This is a genomic window from Paenibacillus sp. Aloe-11 (assembly GCF_000245715.1).
Lineage (GTDB): Bacteria > Bacillota > Bacilli > Paenibacillales > Paenibacillaceae > Paenibacillus > Paenibacillus kribbensis.
On sequence record NZ_JH601044.1, the window covers coordinates 61,373 to 83,035 of the forward strand.

A 21,663-nucleotide genomic window follows, 5' to 3' on the forward strand; every position below is an offset into this window, starting at 1 on the left:
CCGTTGCGTACAAAGTTATTGACAACGCGGCCCTCTCCGCTTGCCACTTTGTTAGCCAAATTGCGTACGACCGTGCCCTGACCGGCTGCAAAGTTGATGGCGTCGTCGCCAGTATCCCAAAAGCTGTTCATGACCAAAAGATCAAGGCAGTCACCAAACTCGACACCGTCGCCGTTGTTGGCGTCGAAACTCATCACAGAAACGCCGTTCACAGCAATCTGCTCGGACTGATAGCTGACGATTCCGTGGAATGCCGGATTATAGAAGGTCAGCCCTTCGTAATACAGGCCATGCACACCGCGCGCTACCGTCAGGTTGGGGCGGGCATTGTAGAATTGGGCGGTACCGGCATTCGGTGTTTGATCCTGACGAGACTGCCACATCGCATCAGCCGCGAGGATGCCTCTTACCGAGGCGGAATCAGTTTCGCTATTATTATCAACATTGGTGTTGTTGCCTTCCTGGTAGTTCGGCAAACTCCAGCCATTTCCGGTTGGATCTGCAAAACCGGGAGATGGATCATTCGCCGTTTTGGTCTGTAAGCCGCTTCCGGTGGTATTCTTCCATCCGTTGCCGTCTATTGCGCCCTTGCCGACGATGCGGATGTTCTCCAAGGAACCATAGTCCCAGGTTACAGCATTCAACAGGCCATATGTCCGGATATCCTGTGAATAAGGATAAACCAGAAGGCTGCGCGAGTAGTGGTCAAAAACAGGAGAACTGAGAAGCACAGCCCCTTTTTCAATTTCGAAGGTCATATTGCTGTGCAGAAACAATGCGCCGCTTGTATAATACCGAGGCGCCGCATTGTCTCCGCTTCCCTTCAATACAATTTTGCCGCCTGAAGGGGTGGCGTCGATCGCAGCCTGTATCGCGGCGGTGTTGTCTTCGATTTTCTTTATAACCGTTGCATTGTTGTTTGCGCGCCGAATTTTATAGTCGGCATTGACGCCAGAAATAGAGGTAATATAGCTTGCGCCATAGTTGGCGGCGTCTATAACGATAGGTGTAGCCGTGGTTGAAAAGATAAGCGGCGCGCTAAAAGCAGACGTTGTCTTGTCGGCGTAAACGGCCCGCACCTTAAACTCATAATTCGTCTTCGGTGCTAGACCGGTCGCCGTAAAGGAAAGAATACTGACCCGATGATGCTGTGCGCTCAATTTCCCGTAAAATGCGTCCATATACGCATTAACATAGGAGTAATTCTCTTTAAAATTATCGCTTGCAAGACCGAGACTGATTCCATCCCGGAATACCTCATAGTCCACGATTTTTACTGCACTTGTGTAATAGTCGTCCGGCTTTTCCCAGGTAAGTACAATTTTTGATTCATCAAATGCTAATGGAGGTACGGATAATTTTTGCGGCGCTCCGGAATAGCCGCCCGCCGCATGAACAGGCACAGGCATTACCGGAAATAAACCTACCAGTAGAGCCAGTACGAGCATGAAGCTGCAAATCATATGGGTGTTCTTCTTCATTTTCATTTCCTCCTTTTATTAAATTTGTTAGCTTTATGTTTTTGTCTTTGAAGCGCTTTCCTGTACTGCGGGAAAGATTGTATCGTTTCCCCATATCCCCCTCTCTTCATTCCCCTCTCATATTTACTTGGATTGCTAATAAGTACAGTTACAATACTATTAAAGCGCATTTATAGAATGAAAAAAATACATTATCTCACAACTTTGTAATATTACCTGTCTAACGGGGGGAATTGTTCGAATTTCCGCAGGAAAGGGTTCATGGAATGTAATGTCACAGCGTGGAGGCACACTTACACAAACCCCCTCTTGAAATAGCTGCAAATTTCATCTATAATGCTGTAGCATATAGTAATACTCAAGGCATTGACCAAAGACATGATTTCCTTGAAGGACCGTTCAGAGAGAAAAGCCAAGGCTGAGAGCTTTTCCGGCATCCACATGTGAAGTTACCCCTTTGTAGCCGTGACGTTGAACGTGCAGCTGTGCAATGTGACAGCGAGCATCAGTAAGCGCCCACCGACTTATCCCCGTTAACGGATACCAATGGAGGGTCACGTATGTTGTGCATGTATGTACAGGAGCGGGCCGAACTAGGGTGGAACCACGAGCTGAACGCACTCGTCCCTTGAGGGAGAGAGGCGTTTTTTTGCGTTCAATTTTGATATATAGCTATAGCACACAATAAGAATGGAGGCTTTAATCGTGAGTATTCAAGTGAAATTGCCGGATGGAGCCGTACGCGAGTACGAGCAAGGCGTAACGATTGCCGATGTGGCGGGTTCGATCAGCTCCGGTCTGAAAAAGAACGCAGTAGCAGGTAAGGTGAACGGGAAGGCTGTAGATCTGAACACTGTTTTGGATCAGAACGTTGACCTTGAAATTATTACGCTGGACAGTGGGGACGGTCTGGAAATTTATCGTCACAGTACAGCACATTTGCTGGCACAAGCTCTCAAACGCATTTATGGTGAGAAAAACGTGAAGCTCGGTATTGGCCCGGTCATTGAAAGTGGCTTCTACTACGACATTGATATCGAAAACCCGTTGTCCGTTGATGATCTGGCAAAGATCGAGAAGGAAATGGCCAAGATCACTCAGGAAAATCTGCCGATTACACGTCGCGCTGTCAGCCGTGAGGAAGCAACTCGTATTTTTGGAGAGCTGGAAGATCCATTGAAGCTGGAATTGATCCGTGATTTGCCGGAGGATGCGGAAATTACGATCTATGATCAGGGCGAATTTTTTGACCTGTGTCGTGGCCCGCATTTGCCATCTACCGGCCGCATCAAAGCTTTTAAACTGCTGAGTGTAGCGGGCGCATACTGGAGAGGCGATTCCAACAACAAGATGCTGCAGCGTATCTACGGAACTGCGTTCCCGAAAAAAGCGCAACTGGATGAGCATCTGCACCTGCTGGAGGAAGCGAAAAAACGCGACCACCGCAAGCTGGGTAAAGAGCTGGAGCTGTTCATGTTCTCCGAAGAAGCACCGGGTATGCCGTTCTACCTGCCTAAAGGTATGGTTGTCCGTACTGCGCTGGAGGATTACTCCCGTGAAATTCAACGCCTGCATGGCTACGAAGAAGTACGTACACCGCTGATGATGAACAATCGTCTATGGGAGCAATCGGGACACTATGAGCATTACAAAGAAAATATGTACTTCTCCGAAGTAGATGAAACGACATTTGCTTTGAAACCGATGAACTGCCCGGGACATATGCTTGTGTTCAAAAATGAGCTTCATTCTTACCGCGATCTGCCGATTCGCATATCGGAATTTGGACAAGTGCATCGTCATGAGCTGTCCGGTGCGTTGAACGGTATGATGCGTGTTCGTACATTCTGTCAGGATGATGCACATATTTTTGTAACACCAGGTCAAATTGAGCAGGAGATTACCGACGTAATCAAGCTGATTAACGAAATGTATAGTGTGTTTGGCTTTGACTTTACGGTGGAGCTGTCTACACGCCCGGATGACTTTATGGGCGAGCCAGCGCTGTGGGATCAAGCGGAGCAAGCTCTGCAAAACGTACTGGATCACCTGGGCATCAGCTATCGTATCAATGCGGGCGATGGCGCGTTTTATGGTCCGAAAATCGATTTCCACATTCTCGATGCGCTCAAACGCAGCTGGCAGTGCGGAACGATCCAATTGGACTTCCAAATGCCTGAGAAATTTGACCTCACCTATGTGGGAGAGGATAACCAGAAGCACCGTCCAGTTGTTATTCACCGTGCCATTTATGGATCGATCGACCGCTTTATGGGCATCCTGACTGAGCATTTTACAGGTGCATTCCCATTGTGGCTGGCGCCTGTCCATGCGAAGCTGCTGCCTGTATCCGAGAACTATATCGAGACTGCCAATCAGGTGCAGGAAGCGCTGCTGCAAGCAGGTCTGCGTGTCGAAGTGGATACTCGCAATGAGAAGCTGGGTTATAAAATCCGTGAAGCGCAATTGGAGAAGGTTCCATATATGTTCGTCATTGGGGAAAATGAAAAAACAACCGGTACTGTAGCGGTTCGCAAACGGGGCGAAGGTGATCTGGGATCACTCAGCATTGCGGATATCGTTGAGAAAATCAGCACAGAGATTCGCGAGAAGCAGTAAGTTCTTGAATAAAAGAAGTTAGAGCAAGATAAAAGAATCTAGAGCAAAAGAGCACTCAAAACCGCGTTGAATGTGGTTTTAAGTGCTCTTTATTTATATTACAGAATGCATAATTAGCAAGTGTAAAGCTGAACCAAGGCTGTTGATGCCTCAGCCTAATGTTCAAGTGATCATCTACATGAATGTCTAGCAGGTCTGTGGTCGGGATTCAGCGTGATCCGTGGCAAGGGAAAGTGTCTTCGAAGAAGGTTCCGCAGCTGTTGGCTGCTCGGAGGATTCTTCTAGATCCTGCTCCTCGCTCAGCGATAATATTTCGCTTCGCAGCTTCAACATTTTCTGATCCAGCTCATAAGTGGCACGTGCCGCCTCGGATAATCCGTTAACGACATGCTCAGGTACTTTCTTATCGAACTTATAGTACAAAATATGCTCCATGCTGGCCCAAAAATCCATAGCCAGTGTGCGCAGCTGAATTTCAACCTTGATCCAGCGTGTGCCTTCAAACAGGATGAGCGGAATCTCCACAATGACATGAAGGCTCTGATATCCGTTGGGCTTGGGATGGGCGATATAGTCCTTGATCTCCAGGATACGAATGTCTTCTCGTGTACGGAGGTGATCCATCAGACGGTAAATATCTTTGACAAAAGCGCATACCACTCGCATTCCTGCGATGTCATGAATTTCACGCAGTATATTATCCAGGGTAACTTCATACCCTTTGCGCCGAACCTTTTCCACAATGCTGCGTGGCTCTTTGATACGGGTTTTAATATGCTCAATCGGGCTAAAACCGTCCAACAGCTTCCATTCGGTTTGAATCAGCTTAATTTTGTTCTTTAATTCCTCCAAAGCCAACTGATACAGGACAGGGATTTTTCTCCACTCCTCCAATTGCTTGGCATTCACATTGTTCTGATCCAGCTGCAGCTGAAATTCCTGTAGGGGCAAAGGGACAGCATTCAAGTGCTTCCAATCCGGTTCATTCACAGGGCATTCTCCTCAATGAGGCTTACGATGTCCTCGATCTATTTCGTATATAGGCACTACCTTATATATTGTACACTATGTCAAAACCCGCAGGCAAAGCAGGTCAGGAGGAAAAAACAATTATTTAGGGTGGTAAAGCCGAGTAATCCGATGTATAATTACAAAAATGTTGATTTGCAGCATTTTATTTTTAGAAAAATAGAGAAACTTCAGATTAGCTTCTTTAGATTATTAAATATAAATTATAGAAAATGAGGATGAGAACAATGGCAAAAGTAGAAAGCTTTCAACTGGATCACACGATTGTAAAAGCCCCTTATGTAAGAGCGGCTGGAGTAGAACACGACGAAAAAGGGAGCACGGTTCAAAAGTATGATTTGAGATTTTTGCAGCCGAATGAAGATGCACTTCCAACAGCCGCTGTACATACGTTGGAGCACTTATTAGCGACGTATCTGCGAGATGAAATCAAAGGGATTATCGATATTTCTCCGATGGGCTGCAGAACGGGATTCTACCTGATTTTATGGAATGAGCATGAGCCTGAGGAAATTGCACTTGCGCTGGAAAAAACCTTGAAACGAATTCTGGAAACGACTGAGGTTCCAGCTGTTACTGCCTTGGAATGCGGGAACTACAAGGACCACTCTCTTTTTTCAGCGCAGGAATATGTGAAGATTGTATTGGAGGCTGGCATTAGCCGCGATCCTTTTGAAAGAGTATTTTAAAATCCATGATTTCGATTGACTTATCTAATCAGACAGCGGTAGTGACAGGCGGCAAGTCAGGTATAGGCAAGGGGATTGTCGAGCTTTTCATTCAAAGCGGAGCAAAAGTGATTTCTGCTGATATTTCTTATGATGATCCGTATAGAGTAGTCCATCCGCAGTTGGTTGAAACGCATTTGGATATTTCCAGGCCAGATGATATCGACAGATGGTGCAATGTACTGCTCAACGAAGCGGGAGTTCCTGATATATTGGTGAACTGCGCAGGCACTTCTACGATGGATTATGTCATTGACTCCAAATTAGCCGATTGGGAAAAAGTATTTTCGATCAATTCAACCGGATTGTATGTAGCGTCCAAACGTTTTGCCAAAGAAATGGTGGATGCACATAAGCCAGGACGAATTATTCAGATTGCCTCGCAGGCTGGAAAAAATGGTTATCGGGCCATGGGTGGATATTGTGCCTCCAAGCATGCGGTTCTCGGCTTGACTAAGGTGATGGCCATTGAGCTTGCTGCGCATAACATTTTGGTCAACGCGGTATGTCCCGGTATTGTAGAAACACCGATGAAACATCGTGAACGAATTGAAGGGGGCATCATTCGCGGAATGACTGCTCAAGAAATATACGAGGAAGATTGTTCGCAGGTACCTTTGGGGAGAACGGCCGAGGTGAAGGATATTGCCAATGTGGTGCTGTTTCTGGCAAGTCCGCTCTCCGCATATATGACAGGACAAGCGATTAATGTTACAGGCGGAATGACGATGCACTAGCATACTAGCATGATCTGGGGGAAATATAGATGAAGAAATCATTCGCTGTACTATTAGGAATTAGTTTATTATTGGTAGCCGCAGGATGCGGTAATAAAAGCACTGAAAGTAACAGCTCCGGCACCACTTCCGGCTCGGAAACGCAAAAAGTAGTCATCGGCTCCATGGGCTCTGACGCCCAGATTTGGAGACATATTGCCGATTCTCAGGCAGCCAAGGACGCTAAGCTCGACATCCAGGTGAAAGATATTAACGGTGGAATCGAAACGAACAATGCGACCAGAGATGGTGATGTGGACGTGAATGCATTCCAATCGTGGGCGTATCTGGTGAGCTACAACAAAGAGAGCAAAGCCGATTTGAAAGCTATAGCCACAACCTATCTGGAGCCTATGGGAATTTATTCACAGAAGTTTAAAAGCATTGATGAAGTGACCGACGGGGCTGTGGTGGCTTTGGCAGATAACCCGGCCAATACAGCAAGGGGCTTGAAGCTGTTGGAGGCATCTGGTCTAATTAAGCTTAAAGCTGACTTTAATGATGCCTTAGGTACAGTCAATGATATTACCAGCAATCCCAAACACCTGAAATTCGAGTTGATCGACGATAAGACAGGACCACGTGTCATCCAAGATGTGGGCTTGGTATTGATCGGGAATACGATTGCTTTAGAGGGTGGCCTGAATGTGCTGAAGGATTCCTTGTTCCACGAAGAGATCAGTCAGTCAACCAAAAACAATATTAATGTCCTGGTTACTACTTCCGATAAGGAAAATGACAAAGGACTGCAAAAATTAGCAGCCCTCTACCATAACGAGGATACTCAAAAATACATTAAAGATGAATTTGGAGGCACCAAAGTAGAGGTTAAAGAGCCTGTTTCTTATTTGGAAGGCCAGTCTTCAAAATGAGTAAAAGCATAGTTCAAATCATGTTTATCATGGTTTGAACTATTTTGTTGTGTAAGTACAGTTGGAGGTACTGCAATAATATACTATATGACATTTCACTTTAAGATGTAGGATATGAGAAGAGCTTGAAAGGAGCATTCTCATGGATATTACATCTTTTTTGATTTACTGTATGATTGCCACTTTTACACCGGGTCCTACCAATATCGTCATATTATCCACAGTGCATAATTTTGGTGCAAAAAAGGCAATGAAATATACGTATGGAGCAACGATTGCTTTTGGTTTATTACTTGTTATTTCTGCTATATTGAATACTATGCTTGTAACGATCATACCGAAAATTTTAATTGTGATGCAGATAATCGGAAGCTGTTATATGTTCTATCTTGCATATCAAGTTTACAAAATGGATACATCCAATCCAACCGTAAACCAAACGGCTACCTTTATGTCAGGCTTCCTGATGCAGTTTTTAAATCCAAAGGTAGTACTATTTACAATGACTGTAATCCCTAGTTTTATTATGCCTCACTATATCGCAATACCTGCGGTGACGATAAGTATTGTCGCTATAACTCTTATTGGATTTTTAGCATTTGTGACATGGGTTCTTTTCGGTACAATCTTCAAGGAATTTTTACAGAAGCATAGTAAGATTGTTAATGTAATGATGACCTTATTTTTAGCTTATGCTGCCATCATGATCTGGATGTAGCTAAGCTTATGCAGAGGTGTTTGAAATGGACAAGTTTGTCTATAAAAAATCGGCAGGTGTTACTGCGTTGTCAGCAAGTATGACTGAATTTAAGTATAAAAGGCATGCTCATAAGGAGTATGCAATAGGCGTAACATTGCGTGGTATTCAACAGTATAATTTGAATGGTAGTTTACAATTATCCTATCAAAATGGAATTATGCTTTTTAATCCGGAACAGGTCCATGACGGAATGGCACATGATAAGGCTGGCCTTGATTATGTCATGCTATATATTGAGCCCAAATTGCTTTTAGAGGCTATAGAGAAAAAGGATATCGTACGTTTTTCAACTCCTATTGTGTATGATCGTAAACTTGAACAACGAGTATTAAGTCTTTCTCATGCCATATTGAGCGAGAAAGATGAAGCGTTGTGTTGCGAATTGTTTTTATCCCTCACGGATAGCCTTATTCAGACCAGTCATTCTATAGACGACAAGAAGGATAACGCACTAATTAGAACAGCAAAGGATATGCTTCATGCCAACTTGGAACATGTACTTAAGCTTGATGAGATCTGCAAAGAGATTCATTTATCGAAATTTCAGTTTATCCGGTTATTCAAGGCTCATACTGGAATTTCACCCTACCAATACTTTCTTAACTGCAAAATCGAACGTGCAAAGCTTTTGATCGAAAAAAATAGAGATATATATTCAGCAGTAGCTGCATGCGGTTTTGTTGATTTAACCCATTTAAATAAACACTTTAAAAGCATATATGGAACAACAGCGTTTGAATATATGTCACATATGAATTGAGAAGGAAAATGGGAAGTTGATTTGAAGTAACAGCCCATGACAAACAACCTTTGCTGACACTAAAAGTTGGCAAAGGTTGTTTTATGCTTCTACAAATAGGAATTACTATTTTTTTGTAGGCTCGGTAGATGATTTTTCAAAATTATGAGACAAGTTTAATACAGGCACATCAAGAAAATATTGAATAGCCAATGCGCATGCGCCGAGAATGGTGGATTTCTCTCCAATAGAGGAAATGAGCAGGTTTTTATAATGGCTTGTTTTTGAGGTCAGCTTCTGCTTAATTTTGTCAATGGAGTCCGGATAAATACGCAAAAGCTCGCTATCTACAAGGATCGTCTCAGGATTTAAAATATTTATTATGTTGTTAATCCCGATAGAGAGATAATTAATAAATTGCTCCATCGTTCCCAGAACCTCTTCATCCTCGCTATTAATCCAGTCACGAACCTGCTCATAAGTAACATGAGGCAGCTTCTTTTGCTTTGCCAAAGTGGACAGCACAGAGGCCTCCGAAGCGTACTTTTCCCAGCAACCTTTATTGCCGCATTCACAAGGTCTGCCATCCGGCGCAACGATCATGTGGCCTATCTCACCGGCAAATCCATCATGGCCACGATAAAATTTGTTGTTTATGATCATTCCAAGTCCGATGCCTGAATAGAGTGTGAGGGAAAGAAGACTGTCTGTTTCATGATGCCAAAATACACTTTCAGCAAAAGAGCTTAGGTTTGCATTGTTTTCGATATGAATCTGAATACCAACGGCCTTTTCCAAATCGGTTTTTAACGATACACTGCTCCAGCCCAGACGAGGGATATAATGAATTTCTTCATTCGAAGAGACCAGGCCGTGAACTGCAATAACGATACCTACAATTCCGTATCGGTTATCGGAGTATTTGGTAATATACTCCGCAATTTGCTGGGTCAGAAGAGATAGAATTTCATTATAACTGTTAGATTCAACATGTATGGTCGCAGATGACAGTGAATTGCCTAACAGATCGGTTACAAGAAAAGAAATATGCCCTGCATCCAGATCAATCCCCAATGTATATCCAGCCTTTGCGTTAATCGAAAGCATAATCGGTCTCCGACCAACCGAATTATGTTCTAGTTGTTTTTCCACAACAAGTTCTTCTTCTAACAAATCGGAAACCTGTACGGATATAGTAGCACGCGTTAAAGCTGTCAGTTTTGAAAGGTCTGCTCTTGAGATCATTCCTTCCTTTACAATTTCTCTTATGATAAGTGATCGGTTAATTTTCTTTATGTAAGAAGCATCGCCTGTAATCATCTAAAGCCTCCAATTTGTAAACGATATACATATTCTATTTCTCAGTATAACATTTAAAGCATTTAAAAACTTGTCCTATGAAATATAAGATTGACATGGGAGAAATAACTTGATAATGTGATCTTATCATTAATTTGTTTAATAAACTAATTAATTTTGTAAGGGGTTACACAGAATGAAATTCAGCGCAAGGAGAGGTGGAACTTGAAATCATTTATGGAGTCGGATTTCCTTTTGAATACAGAAACAGCTATCGATTTGTTTGAAAGCAAAGTGAAGCACCTGCCGATTTTCGATTTTCATTGTCACTTGGATCCTAAAGAAATTTGGGAAAACAAAACATACACCAGTATCACTCAGTTATGGCTGGGGGGAGATCATTATAAGTGGCGAGCTATGAGAATGAATGGAATCGGAGAAAGGTACATTTCCGGAGAGGCGGAGGATTGGGAGAAATTCCAGGCATGGGCGGAGACGGTTCCCCATTTAGTTGGTAACCCAATGTATCACTGGACACATCTGGAGTTGAGAAGGTTTTTTGGTATTGAGAAGGTGTTAGGCCCAGCTACCGCCCGCGAAATTTGGGAAGAATGCAATGAAAAGCTTAAGCAGGCACAATTTACGCCAAAAGCTTTTATAGAAAAAGCGAATGTAAAGTTCATTGGCACAACGGATGATCCGCTGTCCCAACTAGAATACCATAAACTTTTGAACGAAGATCCATCTTTCAAGTCCGTTATCGCTCCCACCTTTCGTCCAGACAAAGCGCTTAATATTGATGATCCGGCATTCGTATCCTGGATAGATCGTTTGCATTCCATCACTGGATATAAAATAAAACATGTTGAGGATCTTATAGCTGCCTTGAAACAGCGGATAGATTATTTCCATGAACTTGGGGGGCGCGCTTCGGACCACGATATCCAGAAGCTTCATTTTATTGAAGTATCTCAAGAAGCAGCGCAGCAGGTTTTCAGCAAAAGGTTGTGTGGTGAACAACCGCTTAATGAGGAGGAAATATCGACCTACCGTGCTTATCTTCTCAAAGAATTAGGTAAATTGTATGCTGAGAAAAAGTGGGTCATGCAGCTTCACATGGGAGCCATGAGAAACAACAATACCAAAATGAAAACGCTTCTCGGTGCGGACGCAGGCTTTGATTCCATTGGTGAGGCTAACTTTGCAGAGGGGCTTTCCCGTTACCTGGATGCACTTGACCGAGAGAATGGTCTTCCGAGAACCGTGCTATTTAATCTGAACCCCAAAGATAACGCCGTTCTGGCTGGTATGATGGGGAATTATTATGAGGAAGGGATTCCGGGAAAAATTCAGTTTGGTTCCGGATGGTGGTTTAACGACCATATTGATGGAATGGAAAAGCAGATGAAGGATTTGGCGAATGTAGGCCTGCTTAGCCGTTTCATAGGCATGCTTACGGATTCCCGAAGTTTTCTCTCGTATGCCCGTCATGAATATTTCCGCCGTATACTATGCAATCTGATAGGTGAATGGGTTGAACAGGGACGGGTTCCCTATGATATGGACCATATTGGACGATTGGCGGAGAACATCAGCTACTATAATGCTCGTCAATTTTTCCTTCAAAGATAACACAATTATTATAAGGGGTGCTATTTATGCTGTATCCAATTATGACTGAAACTCGCAGTTTGAGTGATCTTAATGGGGTGTGGAGCTTTAAGCTGGATCAAGGCACAGGCTTTGCAGAGCAATGGTATAAGTCCAGGTTAAAAGATACGATTCCTATGGCAGTTCCTTCCTCATTCAATGATATTGGAGTAACCGCTACCATTCGTGATCATGTAGGCTGGGTATGGTATGAAAGAGAATTTACGTTGCCCAGTGTCATGATGGATGAGCGGATAGTATTAAGGTTTGGATCGGCCACACATACGGCCAAGGTATATGTAAACGGTGAGTTAGTTGCCCGGCACAAAGGAGGATTCCTTCCCTTCGAAGCCGTTCTAAATAACTATGTTCAAGCCGGGGCAAATCGGTTAACTGTGGCCGTTAATAATATTGTTGATTTTTCAACGCTGCCGGTAGGGCTTTATACAGAGATCGAGACTCCGGGAGGCGGTAAAAAGCTAAAAAACCGGCCCAATTTCGATTTCTTTAACTATGCCGGAATTCAGCGTCCCGTGAAGATTTACACTACACCTCAAACGTTTATTCAAGATGTCACAATTGTTACGGACATGGACGGTAATTCAGGTGTAGTGAATTATACTGTAGATATTTCAAGCTCCGTCGATGTTCGTATAACCGTGTTAGATGAAGATGGACAGGCAGTAGCTGCAGCCGACGGCGCGGAAGGCACTGTCAGAATCTCCGATGTACGGCTATGGCAGCCTTTAAACGCTTATTTATATACGCTGAAAGTCGAGCTTGTTCGAGATAACAACTTGATTGACGTGTATGAGCAGCCTTTTGGCGTGAGAACTGTAGAAGTGAAGAACGGACAGTTCCTGATCAACAACAAACCGTTTTATTTTAAAGGCTTTGGCAAGCATGAGGACACGCCCATTCACGGAAGAGGGGTGGATGAAGCCGCTAATATTATGGATTTTAACCTGATGAAATGGATGGGGGCTAATTCTTTCCGCACCGCTCACTATCCCTATGCGGAAGAAACCATGCGTCTTGCCGACCGGGAAGGGTTTGTGGTCATCGACGAAACTCCTGCTGTAGGCCTGGACCTGAATTTTCTGGTGATGTTAACTGGTGGTGAGAAGAAAAACACATGGAAAGAGGTGCAGACCTTTGAGCATCATCAGCAGGTTATCAAAGATTTGGTTAGACGTGACAAAAATCATCCTTGCGTAGTGATGTGGAATGTAGCCAATGAGCCAGCTTCTTATGAAGAAGGTGCCTATGAATACTTCAAACCGCTTATTGAACTGATGAGGGAAGCGGATCCGCAAAAACGTCCAGTTACCTTGGTTACTCATGTTGAGGCTTCGCCGAAGGAGGATAAAATTGCAGAGCTGGTGGATGTGCTTGCCTTCAATCGTTATTACGGCTGGTATATTGATGGAGGAGATCTGGAGTCTGCAAAAGTCAAATTACGCGAGGAGCTTAATAGTTGGTTGGGGCGCTGCCCAAGCAAGCCGATCATGATGACTGAATATGGAGCTGATACGGTTGCTGGCCTCCATGATGTGGAACCCATTATGTTCACGGAAGAATACCAAGTGGAGTTTTACAAGGCAAACCATGAAGTGTTCGATGAATTTGACCATTTCGTAGGAGAACAGGTGTGGAATTTTGCTGATTTTGCTACAAGTCAGGGGATCATTCGTGTGCAGGGCAATAAAAAAGGGATCTTCACCAGGGATCGCAAGCCTAAAGCGGCAGCCCACGAATTACGGAAACGGTGGATTCAAATTCCTGATTTCGGGCATAAAAAAGGGGAGTAATGATCTCCCCAGACTACCTTACTTTAGAGGTAGATAAATCCTAATTTAATAGCGCTTACAAAATCGATTGAACTTATTAAATATACGGCGAGATGTTGACAGTACATTTTCCGGGAGGATAACTATGAATCCACAAACAGACCTCAAAAATTTGAAAGTTGAGCAATCAGGTGCACAGATCAGAAAGTTTGGTCTCAGAGATAAATTTGGATATCTCTTAGGAGATTTAGGGAACGACTTTTTCTTTATGCTCGTAGGGGCTTACTTGATGGTATATTATACGGACATTCTGGGGATCAGCCCAGTTGCTGTAGGAGTTCTATTTATGATCGCAAGACTGTGGGATGCGCTCGCGGACATTACGTGGGGCAGATTTATCGACACAAGAAAATCGGGCAAACATGGGAAGTTCCGGCCATGGATTTTTAGAATGTCATTTCCGTTAGTCATCAGTGGGGTCTTAATGTTTATTCATATTCCCGGGCTGTCGGATGGCTTTTACCTTGCTTATGCCTACGTTACTTATATTTTATGGGGGACTTTGTACAGTACTGTCAACATTCCGTACGGATCAATGGCATCTGTCATCACAAGTAATCCTGTGGAACGCACCACCTTATCTACATTCCGTACGCTGGGTGCCACCATTGCTCAGTTGTTTGTCAATGCGATAGCCCCTTTAATTATCTTTGTAGACAATAAGATAGACGCAAACCGAATATTACTTGCTGCTACTCTCTTCGCCATTTTATCCTTGGCTTCTTATATTGGATGTTTCCGATTGTCAACAGAGCGTATTACTTCCTACAACTCAGATAACAAGACTAAATCTTCTTTGTCTGCAACACTAAAGGGATTGCTTAAAAACAAGCCTTTGATTTCAATTTTGGTTGCATCGTTAATTTTTATGGTGTTTTTAATCTTGATTTCAAGTGCAAACGTATATTTGTTTAAAGATTATTTTGGTAGCGCTTCAGCATTGAGTCTGGTAGGAGTAATGCAGGTAGTAACCGTTCTCATAGCCATTCCCTTGGCCAAGCCTCTGGTTGCAAGATTTGGTAAGAAAGAGGTTACCTCTACGGGGCTGCTTCTGACCGTTATAGTATACGGAATGCTCTACTTTTTACCGGATCTTACAGCAAATCAGTTTGTGGCCATTTCAGCTATCGGTATGTTTGGTTACGCTTTCTTTAATTTAATGATCTGGGCCTTTGTAACGGACATTATTGATTATCATGAATCTTTAACAGGCCTAAGGGAGGATGGAACCATCTATTCGGTTTATTCATTTTCCCGCAAGGTTGGTCAAGCGGTAGCCGGAGGAATTGGAGGTTTTGCCATCGGTCTTGTTGGTTACAATGTCAATCTTGAGGTACAGGAACAGAAAACACTGCATGGAATTTATATGCTGGGTACACTGGCACCAGCGATTATTATGCTGGTTGTGTTCTTAATTATTGCTCTGATCTATCCGTTAAGCAAAAATCGAACTCTTCAGCTTGCCGAGGATTTGAAGAAAAAAAGAAACAGTTAAGTTAAGAGAGAATGGGCCCAAAGCTCTTATATAAGTGCCTGCTTTCTAAGCATTGAATCAACATACATGGCCAAGAGTTCTTTAAATGACGGAGGAAACGGATCGATACGATCCTTTCCTCCTTTTCCGTTATTAATGCGAACCTGACAGTAATCAAAATCAATATCTGTCAGTCATCTTGCATATGCAATAAAGATATTCAGAGGCGCAATTTCACCACAAATAATAAATATAATAAAACAGGTAATCCTATTGCTGATAGTATTGTGATTGCAGTACGTACTTTTTTCTCATCTCGTAATATAAACAATAAAAACCTGTACCCTAAAATACCAACTAATCCACCCAAACAGTTTAAAATGATGTCATCAATGTCTGATGCTCCAATGCCAAAAAGCCCCTGAATGATTTCAATAAATAAACTCGCTATGAATATAAATAGCAGATGGGTTATTACTCTTTTATTGTTTTTGAATAATGACAAATATGTGCCAAGAGGAATAAAGATAATTATATTGCCAACCACATTAGCAAAAGCGAAATTTTTTATAGTGGCAGAGTTGCTAAATATATATTCCTTTATACTATAAAAAGGAATGAGATTGATTGACCTATCTAAAGTCCTTTGACTATTTAACAAATCCCAAAGTGAAACTCTTGATAAGAACAATAATTTAAATAAAAAAAGTATGTAACAAATGAAAACTCCATATAAAAAGACTGTTTTAATTCTCTCTTGTTTATTCATAATACTTCCATTTTTCATTTCTTCCTGCCTATTCTCTGATGTTCAGTTTATAAATTCGTAACGGCTTTGACTATAAGCCGACCTAACGTGTAAAACCATTCTCCAAGCCTGTCGATTAACCACTAAATGGTAGAAAATGAGTCGTCAACTCGGTAAAATCATTTGTACCCCTACAAACCAACCGAAAGGTGACGGCACTCCATGAAAAAGTCTATCACGATTCCATCTATCCTTCAATCCGTATTCAGCCCTCAACAGCGCGGTTCCTCTTAGGCCGCGTATTTTGCATTTATTTCCTCCATAACGAACGACAAAATAAATTTTACCCGGGTAATATTGTTTTTTTATTTTTACCCGGGTATAATTGGTGAGGCAATCAGAGAGGAGGCCAGCATGAGTAATGCCCTAACGCACTTTTACTGCACGGCATTTTTGGGTGTGGGAGTCGTCGCCAGTGGTCCGTTACAGCACGTTGTTTCTACAGTGAAGGCTAATCTGGATGACAGAGACCTCACACAGCTGCTTATATTTGACGATTCCACAGGGAAGCCAATAGATGTTGATTTTCGTGGGAAGACAGATGATGTGCTCAAACGATTAGGAGAACAGTTAGGTGACCTACCCGGTACGGAAGTGAATCACCAGCCTATACGGCGGGTCGGTCGACCCAAGCTGGGGGTTGTATCCGGTGAGGTTACGTTATTGCCACGGCATTGGGAATGGCTCAAGAGTCAACCTGGAGGGGCGTCGGTAACATTACGAAAACTCATTGATGAGGCTCGCCGTGCTGGAGAAAAACAGAGCAATATCCGAGAGTCACAAGAAGCAACATATAACTTTATGACAGCTATGGCCGGGAACTTCCATCAATACGAAGAAGCTCTGCGGGCACTGTATGCTGGTGATTTGGATCGTTTTTACCACTTCATCGATGACTGGGCACCTGATATCAGGAACCATATCAAAAGATTAGCCGCTAATGCATTCCCTGAAGGGAACTTATGAATGAAAGCAAGTGGAGGCGTGAAAAATTTGGAATGAAAAAAGGAACTACGAAAGGAGCCGCTATGATGGAGTTTGGATCTATTCGTTACATCGAACCATCGCAACGTGCTGGTATGAGGTTCATGCAGCGAGGCATTGAGGGCAGCATCGTCATGTTGAACCTGCTGCGATTTCGTAATGTTGCCGATTACACAGCCAATCCTGAACTAACACCGGAGGTCCCCATCAGCGGTGCCGAAGCTTTCAACCGCTATATTGAGCATACCCTCCCATTTCTCCGTGAAAGCGGCGGTGAAGTCATGTTTCTTGGCGATGGCGGAGAGTTTCTTATCGGACCCGAAGACGAAAGATGGGATCTTGTCATGCTGATCCGCCAGAGCAGCGCGCAGTCGTTTCTTGCTTTTTCAAGTCATCAAGACTACTTGGCCGGTATCGGGCATCGGACTGCAGCAATCGAAGATTCACGCCTTCTGCCTATAGCAGAACTTCCGATACCAAATTAATTGGAGGAGAATATGATCATGAACATCCTGAAAGTCAACGGCGTTGATTTGGCCTATGACAGTTTCGGTAACGAAAATGACGAGGCTATTATCCTAATCGCCGGGCTTGGAACCCAGATGATCCGATGGACGGTTCCGTTTTGTCGGATATTAGCAGCGCGGGGCTTTCGCGTGATCCGCTTTGACAATCGCGATGCAGGTTGCTCGACACACTTTAGCCATTATCAGGCGCTGGATTTTGACGCACTGGCGACTCTCATGTCGGGACAGCGACCGGACATCCCTTACACTCTCGATGACATGTCCAATGACGCTACCGGACTGCTCGACGCCCTTTCAATTGACCGGGCACATTTTGTTGGCAGGTCGATGGGTGGAATGATCGCCCAGATTGCAGCCAGTGAGTACCCTGAACGGGTTTTATCACTCACCTCCATTATGTCCAGTTCCGGTAATCCCGCCCTTCCGCAAACTTCCCCGGATGTTATGGCGATGATGACTAAACCGGCACCGAACCCATTTGAGGATGAAGCAGGATTTTTGGCGCACAGCCTCTCTTTTGCCAAACGCATCGCCGGCACCGGCTATCCGTTTGAAGAGGACGCTTATCGGGCGCTTATTCTGGAGGAAGTCCAGCGAGCCTACGATCCAGGCAGTGTCGGACGACAAATTGCTGCGATCGCTGTCTCCGGTGACCGTCGTCCGCGGCTGGCGACCATAAAAGTACCAGCACTTGTCATTCATGGGATGGACGATCCCCTGTTCGTCCCGGCGTGTGGTGAGGACACGGCTTCTGCCATCCCGGGCGCCGAGCTAATGTTGGTTGACGGCATGGGACACGACTTGCCGCACCAACTGTACAAAGTAATCGCTGATGGCATAGAGCGAACGGCTCGTCGCAATTGACACGCGCTTCCTGAATAGCAACCAGCCGGAGTCCCGTGGTGCCCGCTGGGGCTGAGTAGGCCCAGGGACGCAGGGCTGATCAATTTCCAACCTTGGCGCATTCGCCCCGGGTGGAAGCGGCGGTGCTCTTGGAACGATGTTATTGATACAATAATGCCCTTGCCACTTCATATGGAAGGGCAAGGGCTGAAAATGAAGGGCTTATACCCCTGAATAGGCCATGAATCCACCATCTACCGGAACGACCGTACCGGTAACGAAACCGGACGCGGTTTCATCGGCCAGCCACAGCAGCGTGCCAAGCAGGTCTTCAGGCTCGCCGAACCGACGCATTGGGGTGTGGGCAATAATCTTGGCCGAGCGCTCGGTAAGCGAGCCGTCCTCGTTGATGAGCAGTTGCCGGTTCTGCTCTGTCAGGAAAAATCCGGGGGCAATGGCGTTCACCCGAATGCCAGATTCGGCCAGATGTACGGCCAGCCACTGGGTGAAGTTATTGATGGCGGCTTTGGCAGCGCTGTAGGCGGGAACCTTAGTCATCGGACTGGGAGCGCTCATGGAAGATATGTTAAGGACCACGGCGCCAGGTCGCCCGATCATGCCTTTGGAAAAAATCTGTGTCGGGATTAAAGTCCCGATAAAATTTAAATCAAGCACATTGCGGAAGCCGGGCACACTAAGATCGAAAAAGGTAGTGATTCCAGCCTGGTCCAGATCTTCAGGATGAAACGTCTCCAGACTCGTATTAGCGCTGGGATGGTTGCCGCCTGCTCCATTGATTAGAATATCGCACGGGCCGAGCAGGCGCCGGACCGTTTCTTCGGCCTGCTTCATGCTTTCAGCATCGGTCACGTCGCAGGCAACCGCGATGGATTCTCCGCCGCTCTCACGGATTTCCTTTGCTGTCAAATCGCCCTTTTCAGCAGTACGGCTCAAAATGGCGACCCTGACACCCTGGCGGGCAAGCTCCTTGGCCATGACGCTGCACAGCACGCCGGAACCGCCGGTTACCACCGCTGTTTTTCCGGACAAAGCCGGATGCAGGGGAAGAGTAGTCAATTCACATCCCTCTTTTCGTTGGAAGATAAGCCCGCATTTCGCTCATACGCGTCCCACAAGCCCCATAAATACATGATGCCGAGCGCTCTGTCATATAGCCCGTAGCCCGGTCTGCATTGCTCATCCCAGATATGGCGGCCGTGATCCGGTCTGGCGTAACCGGTAAATCCTACATCGTGGTATGCTTTGACAATACCAGTGATATCAACGCTCCCGTCCTGCGTCCGGTGGGAGGTTTCGATGAAGTCACCATTTTCGAATACCCTTACGTTGCGGATATGGGCGAACGGAATGCGGTGGGCAAATTCGCGAATCATAGCAACGATGTCGTTATCAGGGTTGGCGCCAAGCGAGCCGCTGCATAAAGTGATGCCGTTTGCCGGACTGTCGTGCAGAGCCAGAAATTTGCGCAGATTGTCCTGGCTCGTAATGATGCGTGGCAGTCCAAAGATGGACCATGGCGGGTCGTCGGGATGAATGGCCATCCGGATTCCGTTTTGTTCCGCAACAGGGATGATGGCGTCCAGGAAGTACTGCAGGTTTTCCCATAGGTCCTCTTCTGTAACATCTTTATAGGCTTCAAACAGCGCTGTCAAATGTTCGAGACGCTCCGGCTCCCATCCGGGCATTGTAAGTGCGCTGTTTTCATTGATCTGGCGTACCAGTTCAAACGGGTCAATGCCATGAATTTTGGCCTTTTCAAAAAAAAGCGCGGTCGCCCCGTCCTCGGTCGTTTTATGCAGATCAGTCCGCAGCCAATCGAATATCGGCATAAAATTGTAACAGATGACCTTAACGCCAACCTGGGCCAGCTTCTCAATGGTCCGAATGTAATTCCCGATATAAAGATCGCGTGTAGGTCTCCCTAGTTTGATATCTTCATGTACATTGACGCTTTCCACCACATCAAGATGAAGTCGAGCCTGATCGGCCTGTTTCTGAATATCCAAAATGCGCGCCAAAGGCCATTCCTCTCCTGCTGGAACATCATGCAGCGCCCATACAATGCCCTCTACACCCGGGATTTGTTTGATTTGTTTCAGAGAAATCGTATCATTGCCTTCTCCGAACCAGCGGAATGTCATTCGCATTACCGCACCGCCTTTCCTTTTTCAAGATAATGGATAACGCTTACATAAAAAGCCCGCTCAGTAAAAAGCAGACGTCTACCGCCCGCTCCTTATCTGAAACCTACTTAAAATATTCAGGGTACTGCCCCCGAAGGACATTCAAATCCGCTATACCCAGATTCAAATGCTCATGCATGATGCGTTCCGCCTCGTCCGCTGCCTTACCGCGTATGAATTCCACCATCTTGCTGTGTTGATCATAAAGATGGTTCCAATGAGGATTCGTATCGAGCCGCAGCATGCGTACCCGGTTAAAATGGACATTCAACTGCTGCATAACGCCCCACGTTGCGAGCTTCCCGCAGCCTTCGAACAGGATTCGGTGGAACGCCTCATCCAGGTCGAACATTCGCCGGCCTTCATGCCGTTCAATGCTTTCACGCTGCTGTACGAGGTTTGCTTCCAATTTAGCAAGCCAGTCGGCAGAAAAGTTCGTGCAGGCAAGACGTATCACAGCGCATTCGAGCTGCTCGCGCATAAAGCGAGCTTCCTCGACAAGCCCGGTATCAATCAGAGATACTTTTGTACCGCGTTGCGGGAAAACCAGCACTAATCCTTCCTGGGCAAGCTTGACAAAACTTTCGCGAACCGGAGTCCGGCTAACCTGAAAGCGGACGGAAGTCTCTTTCTCGGACAGGGCGGTTCCGGGCGGAAGTTCAAGACTAATAATCTGCTCTTTCAGCAGGGCATAGACGGAATTTCCGGCCGATCCGCTGTGGCGATACATACTTTCATCCATATATTCACCTCCCTATAACCATACTACCATACTTGTATGGTAGTATGGTGTATTTTATTTGGTAAGCTCTGTGTATTTTTATATCTATCCAGATCGTTAAATAGCAGGTTGAAATAGAAAGCGGCAGACTAGGGCTTTATTTCACGTCCTAGTCTGCCGCTTTTTCTTTGATTTAGTCTGTCTAACACCCGGCTATACACCTCATGCCTATCGCCTATCTGGCCGGGATGCTGCGTGTCCCCTCCGTCATCGGGGAGGAGCAAAGCGGGCACACTGGC

The 21,663-nt window shown here is 45.1% G+C and carries 19 protein-coding genes; 12 read left to right on the forward strand and 7 right to left on the reverse strand.

Annotated features, from left to right (window positions below):
- The coding region (locus WG8_RS02905; protein ID WP_007428581.1) for a fibronectin type III domain-containing protein at window positions 1-1,481 on the reverse strand (1,481 nt) is incomplete at its 3' end.
- 705 nt (window positions 1,482-2,186) lie between these two features.
- Between WG8_RS02905 and thrS the strand changes: the two genes are divergently transcribed.
- Window positions 2,187-4,100, forward strand: a complete 1,914-nt coding sequence (gene thrS / locus WG8_RS02910) for a threonine--tRNA ligase (protein WP_007428582.1) — start codon at window positions 2,187-2,189, stop codon at window positions 4,098-4,100.
- A gap of 186 nt (window positions 4,101-4,286) precedes the next feature.
- Here thrS and WG8_RS02915 read toward each other — a convergent pair whose 3' ends face one another.
- The gene (locus WG8_RS02915) at window positions 4,287-5,090 is read right to left on the reverse strand and encodes a GTP pyrophosphokinase (protein WP_007428583.1); all 804 of its coding nucleotides are present in this window, start codon (window positions 5,088-5,090) and stop codon (window positions 4,287-4,289) included.
- A gap of 266 nt (window positions 5,091-5,356) precedes the next feature.
- Between WG8_RS02915 and WG8_RS02920 the strand changes: the two genes are divergently transcribed.
- The 5 genes from WG8_RS02920 to WG8_RS02940 all read left to right on the forward strand — a co-directional run bounded on the left by WG8_RS02920 (window position 5,357) and on the right by WG8_RS02940 (window position 9,025).
- A complete protein-coding gene (locus WG8_RS02920) occupies window positions 5,357-5,818 on the forward strand; it encodes an S-ribosylhomocysteine lyase (protein WP_007428584.1) in 462 nt (153 codons plus the stop codon).
- Between the two features lie 5 nt (window positions 5,819-5,823).
- Complete coding sequence (locus WG8_RS02925; RefSeq protein ID WP_007428585.1) at window positions 5,824-6,594, forward strand: SDR family NAD(P)-dependent oxidoreductase; 771 nt, start codon at window positions 5,824-5,826, stop codon at window positions 6,592-6,594.
- A gap of 29 nt (window positions 6,595-6,623) precedes the next feature.
- Window positions 6,624-7,505 (forward strand): MetQ/NlpA family ABC transporter substrate-binding protein, encoded by an 882-nt coding sequence (locus WG8_RS02930; protein WP_007428586.1) that lies wholly within the window; start codon window positions 6,624-6,626, stop codon window positions 7,503-7,505.
- Between the two features lie 142 nt (window positions 7,506-7,647).
- Window positions 7,648-8,223, forward strand: a complete 576-nt coding sequence (locus WG8_RS02935) for a LysE family translocator (RefSeq protein ID WP_007428587.1) — start codon at window positions 7,648-7,650, stop codon at window positions 8,221-8,223.
- A gap of 25 nt (window positions 8,224-8,248) precedes the next feature.
- Entirely contained in the window at window positions 8,249-9,025 is a 777-nt protein-coding gene (locus WG8_RS02940; RefSeq protein ID WP_043890721.1) for an AraC family transcriptional regulator, read from the forward strand.
- A 105-nt stretch (window positions 9,026-9,130) separates the two neighbouring features.
- On the opposite strand, the gene WG8_RS02945 is transcribed toward WG8_RS02940, so the two are convergent.
- Window positions 9,131-10,324, reverse strand: a complete 1,194-nt coding sequence (locus WG8_RS02945; RefSeq protein ID WP_007428588.1) for an ROK family protein — start codon at window positions 10,322-10,324, stop codon at window positions 9,131-9,133.
- A gap of 204 nt (window positions 10,325-10,528) precedes the next feature.
- On the opposite strand from WG8_RS02945, the gene uxaC reads away from it, so the two are divergent.
- From uxaC to WG8_RS02960, 3 genes are all read left to right on the forward strand, one after another.
- Entirely contained in the window at window positions 10,529-11,935 is a 1,407-nt protein-coding gene (gene uxaC, locus WG8_RS02950; RefSeq protein WP_007428589.1) for a glucuronate isomerase, read from the forward strand.
- Between the two features lie 26 nt (window positions 11,936-11,961).
- Window positions 11,962-13,764 carry a beta-glucuronidase gene (uidA, locus tag WG8_RS02955; protein ID WP_007428590.1) on the forward strand — a complete coding sequence of 601 codons (1,803 nt, stop codon included), beginning with the start codon at window positions 11,962-11,964 and terminating at the stop codon, window positions 13,762-13,764.
- A gap of 124 nt (window positions 13,765-13,888) precedes the next feature.
- Window positions 13,889-15,298 carry an MFS transporter gene (locus WG8_RS02960; protein WP_007428591.1) on the forward strand — a complete coding sequence of 470 codons (1,410 nt, stop codon included), beginning with the start codon at window positions 13,889-13,891 and terminating at the stop codon, window positions 15,296-15,298.
- 199 nt (window positions 15,299-15,497) lie between these two features.
- On the opposite strand, the gene WG8_RS02965 is transcribed toward WG8_RS02960, so the two are convergent.
- Window positions 15,498-16,064: a VanZ family protein gene (locus WG8_RS02965; RefSeq protein WP_198286430.1), complete on the reverse strand. Its 567-nt coding sequence runs from the start codon at window positions 16,062-16,064 to the stop codon at window positions 15,498-15,500.
- A gap of 375 nt (window positions 16,065-16,439) precedes the next feature.
- Here WG8_RS02965 and WG8_RS02970 point away from each other — a divergent pair, with 375 nt between their 5' ends.
- Genes WG8_RS02970 through WG8_RS02980 form a run of 3 tightly spaced genes read left to right on the forward strand, consistent with a single transcriptional unit; the run spans window position 16,440 to window position 18,460 of the window.
- Window positions 16,440-17,051, forward strand: coding sequence for a DUF2239 family protein (locus WG8_RS02970; protein ID WP_007428592.1), 612 nt, complete (start codon window positions 16,440-16,442; stop codon window positions 17,049-17,051).
- The gene (locus tag WG8_RS02975; protein WP_007428593.1) at window positions 17,048-17,554 is read left to right on the forward strand and encodes a hypothetical protein; all 507 of its coding nucleotides are present in this window, start codon (window positions 17,048-17,050) and stop codon (window positions 17,552-17,554) included. The genes WG8_RS02970 and WG8_RS02975 overlap by 4 nt, the downstream gene beginning before the upstream one ends.
- 18 nt (window positions 17,555-17,572) lie before the next feature.
- The gene (locus WG8_RS02980; RefSeq protein ID WP_007428594.1) at window positions 17,573-18,460 is read left to right on the forward strand and encodes an alpha/beta fold hydrolase; all 888 of its coding nucleotides are present in this window, start codon (window positions 17,573-17,575) and stop codon (window positions 18,458-18,460) included.
- A 201-nt stretch (window positions 18,461-18,661) separates the two neighbouring features.
- Here the strand turns inward: WG8_RS02980 and WG8_RS02985 are convergent, their stop codons facing one another.
- From WG8_RS02985 to WG8_RS02995, 3 genes are all read right to left on the reverse strand, one after another.
- Complete coding sequence (locus tag WG8_RS02985) at window positions 18,662-19,516, reverse strand: SDR family oxidoreductase (RefSeq protein WP_007428595.1); 855 nt, start codon at window positions 19,514-19,516, stop codon at window positions 18,662-18,664.
- Window positions 19,513-20,607 carry a mannonate dehydratase gene (gene uxuA / locus WG8_RS02990; protein ID WP_007428596.1) on the reverse strand — a complete coding sequence of 365 codons (1,095 nt, stop codon included), beginning with the start codon at window positions 20,605-20,607 and terminating at the stop codon, window positions 19,513-19,515. Before uxuA ends, WG8_RS02985 begins: the two co-directional genes overlap by 4 nt.
- Window positions 20,608-20,707: 100 nt before the next feature.
- Window positions 20,708-21,385: a GntR family transcriptional regulator gene (locus WG8_RS02995; RefSeq protein ID WP_007428597.1), complete on the reverse strand. Its 678-nt coding sequence runs from the start codon at window positions 21,383-21,385 to the stop codon at window positions 20,708-20,710.
- Window positions 21,386-21,663 lie beyond the last annotated feature (278 nt).

Excerpts from the sequence above, each read along its gene's own strand:
- WG8_RS02920 (WP_007428584.1), top strand. The coding sequence starts at position 5,357 with ATGGCAAAAGTAGAAAGCTTTCAACTGGATCACACGATTGTAAAAGCC.
- WG8_RS02925 (WP_007428585.1), top strand. The coding sequence starts at position 5,824 with ATGATTTCGATTGACTTATCTAATCAGACAGCGGTAGTGACAGGCGGC.
- WG8_RS02930 (WP_007428586.1), top strand. The coding sequence starts at position 6,624 with ATGAAGAAATCATTCGCTGTACTATTAGGAATTAGTTTATTATTGGTA.
- WG8_RS02935 (WP_007428587.1), top strand. The coding sequence starts at position 7,648 with ATGGATATTACATCTTTTTTGATTTACTGTATGATTGCCACTTTTACA.
- WG8_RS02940 (WP_043890721.1), top strand. The coding sequence starts at position 8,249 with ATGGACAAGTTTGTCTATAAAAAATCGGCAGGTGTTACTGCGTTGTCA.
- WG8_RS02945 (WP_007428588.1), bottom strand. The coding sequence starts at position 10,324 with ATGATTACAGGCGATGCTTCTTACATAAAGAAAATTAACCGATCACTT.
- uidA (WP_007428590.1), top strand. The coding sequence starts at position 11,962 with ATGCTGTATCCAATTATGACTGAAACTCGCAGTTTGAGTGATCTTAAT.
- WG8_RS02960 (WP_007428591.1), top strand. The coding sequence starts at position 13,889 with ATGAATCCACAAACAGACCTCAAAAATTTGAAAGTTGAGCAATCAGGT.
- WG8_RS02965 (WP_198286430.1), bottom strand. The coding sequence starts at position 16,064 with ATGAAAAATGGAAGTATTATGAATAAACAAGAGAGAATTAAAACAGTC.
- WG8_RS02970 (WP_007428592.1), top strand. The coding sequence starts at position 16,440 with ATGAGTAATGCCCTAACGCACTTTTACTGCACGGCATTTTTGGGTGTG.
- WG8_RS02975 (WP_007428593.1), top strand. The coding sequence starts at position 17,048 with ATGAATGAAAGCAAGTGGAGGCGTGAAAAATTTGGAATGAAAAAAGGA.
- WG8_RS02980 (WP_007428594.1), top strand. The coding sequence starts at position 17,573 with ATGAACATCCTGAAAGTCAACGGCGTTGATTTGGCCTATGACAGTTTC.
- uxuA (WP_007428596.1), bottom strand. The coding sequence starts at position 20,607 with ATGCGAATGACATTCCGCTGGTTCGGAGAAGGCAATGATACGATTTCT.
- WG8_RS02995 (WP_007428597.1), bottom strand. The coding sequence starts at position 21,385 with ATGGATGAAAGTATGTATCGCCACAGCGGATCGGCCGGAAATTCCGTC.